This is a genomic window from Stieleria sp. (genome assembly GCF_041595215.1).
In the GTDB taxonomy this organism is placed as follows: Bacteria; Planctomycetota; Planctomycetia; order Pirellulales; family Pirellulaceae; genus Stieleria; species Stieleria magnilauensis.
This window is the reverse complement of the sequence record NZ_JBFHKV010000121.1, coordinates 1-12302: the sequence shown is the minus strand read 5'-3', so window position 1 is coordinate 12302 and position 12302 is coordinate 1. Positions and strand designations below refer to the sequence as shown.

Sequence of the window (12302 nt, the reverse complement as noted above, 5' to 3'; positions counted from 1 at the left end):
GCGACAAGTAAACCGCTGACCAAGACGTTTTGGGCCACCGATTCTCGAAAAGAGAGACGTTTCATGGTTCAGAGACCGGAATGGGTTGGATGGCGTGCTTCCTAGGGTTGCAGAAATCTCCTCATTCAACGGGGTGCAATTCATTAGACAGCAAGCCTACTTCAATCGAGCGGATTAATTTTTCAGCCCCGTCGCTTTTTCCCAAACGACGGCGGCGACGGGATCTCGATCGACCGAAGGGGCCATCGAGACACAGCGCGGCCGAAATCCGCTGCGCAGCATTTCGGTTCCGACAACTTGGACGGTGCGAGGAGATTCTCCGAAGATCAGCCGCGTTGCGACCCCCTTTTCGTCGCTCCGCCAGACACCGGAGTAGATGGTTGCGTTTTCATCATGCGACCGTGCCACCTTGAACGATCGACATGGATAGCGGTTCATGCCGGCCCGTCTGATCTCGCCGAAGATCACGTCATATGAATTGGCGTAGGCAAACCAAGGTTCGAGCGCCGGTTCATCAAACCGTTCCCATAGCTCGCAATACCGTATCTGGTTGTTGGCATCGTAGTAGCATTGCCGCAAGATCGGTTCGTAGTCATTCATCTTGCCATAAAACGTCTTGCGCGCCTGTTCCTCCGATTCGCCAAGGACCAACCACTGTGTTGCGGTTCCGGGCAGTTCATTTCGCCAAAGTGCAAAGTAACGTTCCTCTGAACCGGGGCGATCTTCGACGTAACCGCCGACATCGGCCAAACGGTATCCCGACGCAATCCTTTCTTGCTGCTTTTGGTTGAGTGATTCCTCACTCAAATCCAGTTCCCAAATCGCATCAAATTCTCCGCTTTGCCAACCGGCCGAGACGACGACCTGCCCGCCGCTCCACACCGGTGAAATCGACGACAGACGGTATCCAGCGGTGGCGAGTTGCTGATCCAACCGGTCGAATTTGGCGGCTGGGATACCGAGCACAAATGCCCCGTTTACGCTCGCACTTCCATGCCATTGGTTGATTTCTTCACGAATCGATTCATCCAGCGGAACGTCGATCAATGGCTCGTCCTGGCTCGAGGGCTCTGGTTGCGATTCGATTCCCCACGTCGCCAAGTACTTTTTTGCTTGGACGTCGTCGATCGAAACCACTTTCGTCGGCTGCCAGACCTGCTGCGCCATTTCGGACGATGGAGGAGCCTTGGCCGTGTCGCCAGGATTTGCAAAACGCTCGAGCCCCGACGACAGTCCGGCATAGACCAATTGTTGCGAGATGCGCGTCAAATCCCAAATCGCAACGCCTCCATCTGTCAGTCCGATCGCCAATCGTCGACCTCCAGGCTCCCACCGGATCGCATTGATCGATGCGTGTTCATCTGCCAAATCGAACATCGTCGAACGGGTCCGCAAGTCCAACAAACGCACGTTTCGGTGGCTCGCCTGGACCGCCAGAATGTCGCCGGACGGGGCGATCGCGATGACAGGGGAACTCAGTCGACCGAGTTCCGCGATCTGGCGATTCGCTTGCCCCTTTTCCAAGTTCCACTCCAGCAAGGTTCCGTCGGCAGAAACGGCGATCAGAGTTTGATCATTCGGTGACGCGACCAGATTGCTGGAAAACATCCGCTTCCCAATCGTGCGAGATTTCGAATCTGGATCGGACAGGTCGATCCATCCGAATAGTAACCTGGCATTGACGGCGATATATCTGGACGAGGCGTCAAAGGCTATCGATTGGCCGAAGATCGATTCTCGCCGCACCTCACGCGATTCGATCGCGCCATCGCCCACGCGTTGAATCTCCCAGACAGGAACGCCTTCGGGACCACACGAAGCGAACCATTTTCCGTCGGGGCTGAAGGCGATGTCGTTGAACGCCAGACCGTTTCGGTTGAGCTGTAGAATCGTGTTCAAGACTCCGTTGCCGGAAAGTTGCCAAACCAGGAGCGATCGGGAGGTGACGGCTGCAATCAGTGAACCATCCGGAGAGAACTTGACCGCCTTCACTGCCTCGCCGACCGGCAACTTCGAAAGCTCTCTGCCGGCTTGGGTGTCCCAGAACCGAACGGTTCCGTCTTGACTGCCGCTCGCCAACATCGCCTTTGAAGGGTGAAACGCGACGCAGCTGACCGGTCGTTGATGTCCGTGCAGGACGATGCGTTCGGGGGTATCGGCCAAATTCCAGATCCGTAACCGTTCCGCTCCTGAGGAGAAAACGCGAGTCCCACCCGGGCTGAACCCCGCCGAACCGAGTGGCGGGGAACCGGGATGGGACAACGTCGCGACCAATCGCTGTGTCAATAGATTCCAGAGATGGACCGCCCCCACTTCGTTTACGGTAATCAGCCGAGTGGCATCGGCGCTGACCGCCAAGCTGAAAATCGGATCCGTTTGAATGACGGACCACTGCGAAAAATCATCACAGCGATAGGTCGCAAACCCTTGATCCGATCCGACGACCAGGAACTGTCCGTCGCTGGAAAATTGCACGTTGGGCACCCCAGCCCCCGGTGAACGAATTCGTTTGACCAGCTCGCCTGTCGCGGCATTCCAAATGAAAACGGACTCGGGCGTATCGGCAGCGGCAACGTAGCGTTGATCCGGGCTGATCGCGGTGGTCAGAAAGCCGTGTTGCCGGAACAGAAATTCATAGTCCTGAGGTACCTGAAAGCTGCGAACGGGCTTGCCATCAGAAATGCCGATCAACCGGATCTGAAATCGATCGATCAACGCGATCAGATCCTGCCCGACGCCGATGTCCATATAGTGACTGCTATAAGCCGCGGGGCACTCCCATTGTTGTATCCAGCGGCCGTCTTGCTGTTGGTCCCACCGCTCCAGGGAATCCTTGTCGACCATCAGAATCGTTGTGCCGCCGTTGGCCATGGCCATTGCACGAATATCCAACCCGATCCGGTACACGCGAGACTGTTCGCTGCCGTCGCCGACGTGGCGCACCACCACGCCTCCATTGGCGACTGCGACGGCAATCCGCTCCTCATCCAAAAACGTTGCCGCACCGGGTGAATCAACCAACGCCGGACCTTCGACGGTCGTCGGCTGATTCCCGACAAAATCCCCGAAGCACAAAATCGCTTCTTGTAGAATCTGAGCTTCGTCCTTCTGTACGCCGCTCAATCGAGATGCTTGTTGAAGCAATGCCAATACACGTTGTCGGTAACCGCTTTGTCGAGCGCGACGCGTCGCTTCGGCTTCACCGATCAACGACCCATACAAGTTTTGCTTGGCTTCAGCGGTCGCCCGCTCCGCCTCGGCGCGACGGTATTCCGCCATCCGCCACCAGAACCCGACCGAGACGAAACCGGTCAGCAGAGCGACGACAAGCAGCGAGAGCAACGACGCAACTTCGGGGCGTCGTTTGCACCACTTCCAGGCGCGTGACGACCAACCGACAGGTTTGGCTTCGATGGCGTGTCCATTCAGGAACCGTCGCAGATCGTCGCGTAGGTCTGCTGCGCTGCGATACCTGGACTCAGGTGCCTTCTCAAGACACTTCAAACAGATAGTCTCGAGATCTCGCGGCACTCCCGGATTCAACAGACGGGGTCGGACGGGCTCTTTCTCAATGACTTGGCGAATCGTTTCGACCGTCGACTCGGCAACAAAGGGCGCTCGCCCGACCAGACTTGTGTAGAGAATCGCGCCGAGCGAATAGACGTCGCTCGGGACACCCACCAGACCGTGTTCGGCCGCGGCCTGTTCGGGAGCCATGAAACGTGGCGTTCCCAGGATCTGTCCGGAATGTGTGATCTCGCCCAGATCAGCGTCCGCTTCGAACAGCGGCTTGGAGAGTCCGAAGTCGGTGATGTGAGGCTCTCCGTTGACATCCAGCAGCACGTTGGCGGGTTTGAGATCGCGATGCAACACGCCCTGCTGGTGAGCGAAATGAATCGCGTCAGCCAACGTCGCGACCAATTCCGCTGCACGACGTGGCGACAATGAGTCTTCACGTAGTGTCTCAGCAAGACTTTCGCCCTCGATGAAATCCATCGTGAAGTAGTGGTGGCCGTCATGTTTGCCGATCTCATGCACGCCAACGATATGTGGATGCTTCAACGCGGCGGCCGAACGTGCTTCACGGCGAAATCGCTCCACTTGCGCATCATTGGCAAGTCGACCGCTGAGAATCATCTTCAATGCGACCGTTCGACGGAGTGATTCTTGGCGTGCTTTGAAGACGATCCCCATGCCCCCGCGAGCCACTTCACCGAGAATGAGATACTCGCCGATATACCGAATCGATGCGTTTGGAGGCACGGCCGATTGCTTGAGCTGCGAGACTTGCGTGGCATTGATCGCCTCGTCGGACGTCAACTCGCAGTTCTCGACGGCTTGGTCGAGCAGATCCAAGTCCGCGAAGAATGAATGAAGCTCTTGTTCGAACTTCTTGTGCCGATTGATGAAGACGTGCCGCGGTACCGATTCTCCGTTCTCGATCAACCGGTAGTATTCATGAACGACGCGATCAAAGGCCTCATCGCGATCTTGTTTGTCACTCGTTTCCGCCATGGTGTTCCACCGCGTTCAACTTGTTTCGAAGTTTTTTCAATCCGCGTCGAAGGAGTCCGGCGACGGCTTCGGGGGACCGATCCAGGTGCACTGCAATGTCGGAGACTTTCCATCCGTGAACATGCTTGAGCATCACCGCGTTGCATTCTGCTTCCAACAAGGAGCCCATCGCGTCGGCGAGTTGTTCGGCACGTTCCTGTCGAATCAGGTGTTGGCTCGGTGACGTCTGCTCGGCAGACGGTTCGTTGATGATCCGCAGCGCCGATTCTTGCAGTTGTTGATCGATCGAACGTTCAAGGCGAATGTCACGCTTTTGCGCTTGATATTTATTCACCAGATTGATCAACGTGTGCGTCAAAATGGTCTTCAACCACGCTCTCAGTTCGACTTCGCTGGACCCCCGAAACCCATCCAGATCCTGGTACGCCCGCAACAGCGTCGTCTGGACGACGTCGGAAACGTCTTCCTTGGAGCGGAAACGCGGGTTCAGCTGCATGTCGGCGAGGACTCTCAGGTACCGCCGATACTGCTCGAGATTCGGTTGTTTGTCGCACGACATCGCGTCAATTCAGGTCGTTGAACCGGCGTCAAAACGCATCCGTAATGGCTTGGGAATGATCGCTGCCATCTAAGAGGCAACGGTTACCCGACATTCGACCGCCATTTTCGAATCATTTTAGTGATCGATCCGCCGCGTCGTCGTTTTCGGTGGTGAAACCCGCCCCAGGCTGCCGCGGCCGTCTTCCAAACGCATTTGCACGTCTTCGGCAAGCTGTTCGCTGTCGGCGTCCCAGTACGCGTGCTTCTGGGCATCCGCCATCGGCGCAAGCGGCGCGACGATGCGAAATCCTGTCATGCGGCTCTCCTCGGACGTCATCCACCACGAGCTGCGTGGAAAATCTGGGTCTTCGTCCCACCAGGCGTCTGTAGTGCGAACCACCGATTCGGCCGTGCAGTCTTCCGCGTCGCTGTCAGCGTTTCCGCCGCAGGCGACGTGCCCAAAACGCAGCCCCGTGATCGCCGTGTCTTCGATCACCAATTCAGCAACATTGCCGTGGACGTCGTGCAGGCCCCAAGCGTTCGGCTTTTTAGTCCCGACGCGCAGGGTCAACGAATCGATCGGTGAGTTCTCCAGATAGACGGCAAACTCGCCGATTCGCTTGGTGTCGTCCCCGTAACAATAGCGCGTCCGACTGCCCGCCAACGCGGCGTGCTGCCATTCGCTCCGCAACGGCAGGCGATAGGTTTGACCGGTCAGCAACGTCAGGTACTTGGTGTATTGCCGCGCCGCAAATTGACTGACCGTCGTCACCGGGGAATCTGGTGCACCGGCATACTCGAAATTGTATTGCGGGTCATAAACGTCCGTCGGTCCGGTCACGGCGTCGACATCGGTCGGGGAATTCGCTTGATTGATGCCTTCGGATGCGTCCTGCTTCTGTCGGTAGTACAACTGTCGATAGGGCAGGTATTGCTCCATCGTGATTTCGTACTTACCGATCCAGAACGGTTCAAAGGAAACCTGTTGCGCGGTTCCCGCCGGCTGATCCTTCGCCACCGGCTCGCCGAAATCGTCGAACTGTTGATACGGTGGCAGTGGCTGAAGCGTCACCGTGCCACCGGGCACCGGCAGCATCTCGATGACGACGTTGGAGCCGGGGATCGGTTGATCGTAAGCGACCATGAAACCCTGCGACGTTTTCACGAATCGACCCGCGGCAGGCTGTTCCGGCACCAACCGCGTCTCAGGTCCGCCGGCAAAACTGCAGCAAGCGAACAACGCGACCGTCAATGCAACGCGAGTCGACAGATTCATCACGAACTCTCCTTAGACACGCCCACCGCGAATCGGCCCCACCTCGTACAATCAGAATAGCCGTTCTCCGACTCTGTGGGGAACCGCGTTCGAGAGAACAAACCGCCACCAAGGATATTATCGACCTCAAAGGCAGCACCCATTATCGCGTATCCTTCATTGGCAAACGGTTGACTTTCTCCTGTCATCACAGCTCCCCAATTCGCGAATTACGGTTCTGTTTCCATAAGAATTCAATGAGTGTCCTGAGCGTTTTCACTCTCGCATTAGCGTTCATCAGTGTTCATTAGCGGTTTCAAAATTCCTCGCCAACCACGCTACCGCGCGCTGAGCTCTCTGACGGTTTCGACCAGGGCGATCGCGTTTTCGACCGGGGTTTCTTTGAACACGCCGTGACCGAGGTTGAAAATGTGTCCCTTGCGGCCGGCGACGCTGTCGAGCAAGTCTGCGGCGCGGGAGCGGATCACATCGGGATCGGCCAATAGCACCGCCGGGTCCAGATTGCCTTGCACGCTCTTGTCGCGGCCGATGCGATCCCAGGCCACGGGCAGCGGGATCCGCCAATCGACACCCACCACCGTCCGGCTGTCGCCCCGAAGCAACGGCAGCAACTCGGGGTTTCCGGTGGCGAAATTGATCACCGGCACGCCCGGCGCGATCCCCGCGATGATCTGATTCATCCACGGCAACACGAACTCGCTGTATTCGATCGGCGACAGGCAGCCGGCCCAGCTGTCGAACAACTGCACGCACTGGGCTCCGGCGGCGATTTGATGGTTCAAGTAAACCGTGATCGCTTCGGACAGTGTGCTCATCAATTCCGCCCAGGCGCCGCCGCCGGACTGCGAAACCGATTCGTACATCAACTTCTTCGTGTTCGTGTAAACCTTGCTTCCGCCGCCTTCGATCGCATAGCTGGCCAACGTGAACGGCGATCCGGCAAACCCGATCAACGGGATTCCCTCGGGCAGATCGGCGCGGGTTTGTCGCACCGTTTCATACACGAACCCCAGCGACTGGGGATCGTCCAAGCGTTTTAGTCGCGTCAGGTCGTCACTGCTGCGAATCGGGTTGTGGATCACCGGCCCGTCGCCGGCGACAAACTCCAGGTCAAACCCGAGCGGCTGCAACAACGGCAACAAGTCGGAAAAGATGATCGCCGCATCGACGCCCAGTCGGTCGACCGCGGTGCACATCACTTCGCTGCAAAGCGCCGGGTTGGCGCACAGTTCCAGGAAACTCTGCTTGGCACGGACTTCGCGATACTCGCTCATGTAACGTCCGGCTTGCCGCATCAACCAGATCGGCGTGCGCTCGGTCGGTTCACCGCGACAGGCTTTCAGGAACAGACTGTCGTGCGACGGGTGCTTTTCCGCCGTCGCGGGCGACTCGGTGACGAACGAAATTGATTGTTGAATCTTTTCGTCGGTTTCCTTCAATCGTTTTTTAGCGGCAACCAGTTGAGCGGAACGTCTCGCCGATTCGACGACCAGGTGGCCCATCTTGGGATGCGACGGTTCCAGGTCGGCGTGCAGGTCACATTCGGCCAACATTTGTGACGTCGTCGGACCGATCGACGCGATCGCGGTGGTCCGCAATCCCGATCGCAATTGATCGGTGATGCCCATCGTTTCGGCCATCCGCATCATGTTGACGATCTGGTGGGCACTGGTCAGCAGCAACAGGTCACGCTGCCCGTCGGCGAGGGCCTGGATGTTTTCTCGCAGCGGATCGGTTTGCTCGGGAAAGTCCCAGCCATACACGCGAACCGGTTGCACCGACGCGCCACGGGCTTCCAGTCCGGCGACCAGCGAGGCGTTGGAGATGCCGTATTCCTGCAGCCCGATTTCTTGGTTGGCGACGGCCAGTTTGTGGTCGTCGATGTAACGCAAGATCTCACGCCACGTGTTCGGTTCGCCGATCCGGTGTGTCGCTTTTACCCCCGCCTCGCGCAGCGCCGCGACGGGTTTGGGGCCGCGGCAGATGGTGGTGATGTCGGAGAGCGAATCGAGGAAACGCTGCGTGTTGACGTGTTTTTCGATCGAACGCATCAAGAAACGAAATCCGACGCCGGTCATGAAGATCACGGTGCTGATTTCGCCGGTCATCACGCGATAGGCGAAATCGATGGCCGCCCGGTTCGGTTCGATCGGCACCTCTCGCATCGAGGGGCTCACGTGGGGGACGCCGCCGTGCCGCTCGATCAGTCGTCGCATGTCGTCGCCGCGGCGGCTTTCCAGGGAAGCGACGTGGAGGCCGGCGAAATCAGCGTCATTGGGCATGGGTCGTTTTTCGTACTGTTCAGGTGGAGAGCGGTGGGCACCAGGATCCGTGGCGGCATTGTAGACGTTTTCGCTGTCGTTACGATTACCTCTTGACGACCAATTGACATCATCCCCCGCCGACCGGTTCCGATTTTTCCGATGCCCCGCAGCCCCATTCGCGCCCCGAAACCGACGCTCGATTTGACCGACCATTTGTTCGTTTTTCGCCAACCCATTCCGGGCGAATTGGCTTCGGGAAGCGACACCGGATCGGAAATCCCATTCCCGCCGGTGCCCGAGACGATCCGAAGTGAAACGGTTTTCGATAACGACCGCCCGCTGGAAATCGAAGTCGGTAGCGGAAAAGGGCTGTTTCTGACCAACGAGTCGGGGCGAAATCCCGAGCACAATTTTTTGGGCATCGAAATCATCCACAAATACGCCAAACACTCCGCGGCGCGATTGGTCAAAGCCGGCCGATCCAATGCCAAGATGATTTCCGGCAACGCCCAGCCGCTGCTCGCAGATCGCGTGCCCGCCGAATCACTCGAAGCGGTGCACGTTTATTTCCCCGACCCTTGGTGGAAAAAACGGCATCGCAAGCGGCGGGTCGTCAACGAGGGCAGCGTCCAAAGCTTTTTGGCTGCGCTTCGTCCCGGCGGCCGGTTCCATTTTTGGACCGACGTGCTGGACTACTTCGAAGCCACCATCGAGATGATTGCGGAAATCGCCCCGGGATTCGGCGTGCCGATTCCCGAAGAAAAAGCGCCCTCGTCGCACGACCTGGACTACCGGACGCATTTCGAACGCCGCAGCCGTCAGAATCAGATCCCGGTGTATCGGGTCCGGTACGAAAAAAAGTGAGCGGGTGGGAGGCAGAATGATTCGGGGCAGAATGATGGGGGGCAAAACGATGATTGGGGAACGAAAAATTTCGTGTTGGGAACGCCTATGGATTTCTCTAAATCCAGGACCAAAAAACAGCAGATTGATCGTTTTGCCCCGATCGTTTTGCCCCCTCTTACTTCCGGTCCGTCCGATTATCGGAGCTGAATCAGACTGCTAGAATACCGGTCAATCGTGCCCCAGCCAGCCACCCACGGAAGAGCCCTTTTCGCATGTCGGACAACGCCAGCAACGACTCCATCGTCACGCCCGCCAAGCCCTTCGTCCACCTGCATTGTCACAGCCACTACAGTTTGCTGGACGGTGCCGGTGACATCAAACGTCTGGTCAACCGCGCCGTCGATCACGGGATGAACGCGTTGGCGTTGACCGATCACGGCAACCTGCACGGGGCGCTGGAATTCTATCGCGCGGCCAAAGGCGCCGGCATCAACCCGATCATCGGTTACGAAGCCTACATCGCCCCGGGCAGCCGTTTCGACAAAGGCGGCGCCGGACGCAGCAAAGACGCCAGCTATCACCTGACGCTGCTGGCCAAAAACCGTACCGGTTTCAAAAACCTGATCAAGCTGGCCAGTGCGGCGTCCTTGGAAGGATTTTATTTCAAGCCGCGAATCGATAAAGAAATCCTGCAGACGTTCAACGAAGGCATCATCTGCTTGTCGGGATGCGTGAGCAGTGAATTCAGCCGCACGGTGATGAAAGCCAGTGACACCGGCGAACACGAGAAGGAGGCGATGGAGATCGCCGGCTGGTTCCACAAGGTGTTCGGCGACCGCTACTTCATCGAAGTGATGAACAACGGCTTGGAAATCCAACGCATGCAGCTCGAAGGCGCCGTCGACATCGCCAACAAGATGGGATTGCCCGTCGTCACGACCAGTGATTGTCACTACGTCAATCAGGAAGACGCCGAAGCCCAAGACATCATGCTGTGCATCAACACCGGTCGTTTCCGAACGGACACGTCGCGTATGAAGATGGAGAACGACCAGTTCTTCCTGCGCAGCCCCGAACAGATGTACGAGCATTTTCCCGGCATGGAAGACTGCGTCGCGCGAAGCCAGGAAATCGCCGACAGCGTCGACATCGATATCGAATTGGGCAAGTACTACTTCCCCAAGTTCGAATGCCCCAACGAGATGAAGCCGATCGACTATCTGCGCGAGCTTTGCATCAAGGGGTTGCTGGAACGCTACGAAGGCGACGACGAACGGATCGTCGACGGCAAGCTGTCTGACGAAGTGATGGCGCGGCTGGATCGGGAACTCGGCGTCATCGAAAAACTGAACTATCCGACGTACTTCCTGATCGTCTGGGATTTCGTCATCCACGCTCGGAACAAGGGGATCTCGGCGACCGCGCGGGGCAGCGGCGTGGGCGCCATCGTGTGCTACGCCCTGTACATGTCGCATGTTTGTCCGCTGCGTTACGACCTGCTGTTCGAACGGTTTTTGGACGAAAGCCGGACCGAGCCGCCGGATATCGATATCGACTTCGAAAAAGAACGTCGCGTCGAAGTCATCGAGTATGTGAAAGAACGCTACGGCAGCGAGAACGTTTGCCAGATCGGAACGTTCGGAACGCTGGCCGCACGGGCGGCGATCAAGGATACCGGGCGGGCGTTGGGGATTCCCCTGTCGCGCGTCAACCAGATCACCGAGATGGTGCCCGATGAGCTGAAGATCACGATCAAGAAAGCGTTGGAAAAGAGCGCGGACTTAAAACAAACCTATGACGGCGATCCGGAGATCCGCGAGTTGTTGGATCTGGCGATGAAGATCGAAGGTCTGGCGCGCAACGTCGGCACCCACGCCGCGGCCGTCGTGATCGCCGACAAGCCACTCTCGGAATACGTTCCGCTGACGCGTGTGCCCGGCAAACAAGACGTCATCACCCAGTGGTCGATGAACGACGTCGAAGCCAGCGGTTTGCTGAAGATGGACTTCCTGGGGCTGCGCAACCTGACGATGCTCAGCCGGTCGGTGAAATTCATCAAACAGACGACGGGCAAAGACGTCGATCCGCTCAAGTTTCCGCTCGACGACAAAGCCACCTACGCGCTGCTGCAACGTGGTGAAACGAAGGGCGTGTTCCAATTGGAATCCGGCGGGATTCGTGACCTGCTGACGCGGATGAAGCCCGACTGTTTCCACGACATCATCGCGACCGCGGCGCTGTATCGTCCCGGTCCGCTCGAAGGCGGCATGGTCGACGACTATGTGAACATCAAACACGGTCGGCAGAGTCCGGAATACAAGCACCCGGTCTTGAAAGAGATCCTGGAAGAAACCAACAGCATCATGGTTTACCAGGAACAGGTGATGCGGATCCTCAACCGCCTCGGCGGCGTCCCGCTGGCCAAAGCCTACACGTGTATTAAAGCGATCAGCAAAAAGAAAGAGGCGCTGATCAACCAAAACCAAGAGGTGTTCTTAAAAGGCGCCGTCGAAAGCGGGCTCGCCCAAAAAGACGCCGAAGACATCTGGAACCTGATCGTCAAGTTTGCCGGTTACGGATTCAATAAATCACACAGCACCGCCTATGCCCTGGTTGCGTTCCAGACCGCCTACCTGAAGGCGCATTACCCGGTGGAGTTCATGGCGTCGCTGTTGTCCAGTGACATCGATGGTCGAAACTTCAAACGGAAAGACGCGCTGGTCGAGCACATGGAGGACTGCGATCGGATGGGCATCGAAGTGGTGCCGCCGAGTGTGAACACGTCCGAAGCCGACTTCAGCGTCGCCGACGGCAAAATTCACTTCGCCCTGTCGGCGATCAAAGCCTGTGGCGGATCGACT

General features: G+C 57.8%; 6 protein-coding genes. 2 read left to right on the top strand and 4 right to left on the bottom strand.

Going from position 1 to position 12302, the window contains the following annotated elements; translation table 11 throughout:
- Nucleotides 1-174 precede the first annotated feature (174 nt).
- The 4 genes from ABX749_RS07145 to hemE all read right to left on the bottom strand — a co-directional run bounded on the left by ABX749_RS07145 (nt 175) and on the right by hemE (nt 8613).
- The gene (locus tag ABX749_RS07145) at nt 175-4515 is read right to left on the bottom strand and encodes a protein kinase (RefSeq protein WP_372895364.1); all 4341 of its coding nucleotides are present in this window, start codon (nt 4513-4515) and stop codon (nt 175-177) included.
- The gene (locus ABX749_RS07140; protein WP_145217237.1) at nt 4499-5074 is read right to left on the bottom strand and encodes a sigma-70 family RNA polymerase sigma factor; all 576 of its coding nucleotides are present in this window, start codon (nt 5072-5074) and stop codon (nt 4499-4501) included. The genes ABX749_RS07145 and ABX749_RS07140 overlap by 17 nt, the downstream gene beginning before the upstream one ends.
- A gap of 117 nt (nt 5075-5191) precedes the next feature.
- Entirely contained in the window at nt 5192-6331 is a 1140-nt protein-coding gene (locus ABX749_RS07135; RefSeq protein WP_372895363.1) for a formylglycine-generating enzyme family protein, read from the bottom strand.
- A gap of 317 nt (nt 6332-6648) precedes the next feature.
- Nucleotides 6649-8613: a uroporphyrinogen decarboxylase gene (gene hemE / locus ABX749_RS07130; protein WP_372895362.1), complete on the bottom strand. Its 1965-nt coding sequence runs from the start codon at nt 8611-8613 to the stop codon at nt 6649-6651.
- Nucleotides 8614-8754: 141 nt separating this feature from the next.
- Between hemE and trmB the strand changes: the two genes are divergently transcribed.
- Both trmB and dnaE read left to right on the top strand, forming a co-directional pair.
- The gene (trmB, locus tag ABX749_RS07125) at nt 8755-9459 is read left to right on the top strand and encodes a tRNA (guanosine(46)-N7)-methyltransferase TrmB (protein WP_372895361.1); all 705 of its coding nucleotides are present in this window, start codon (nt 8755-8757) and stop codon (nt 9457-9459) included.
- Between the two features lie 254 nt (nt 9460-9713).
- Nucleotides 9714-12302, top strand: a 2589-nt coding sequence (dnaE, locus tag ABX749_RS07120; RefSeq protein ID WP_372895360.1) for a DNA polymerase III subunit alpha, incomplete at its 3' end; no start/stop codon positions are given.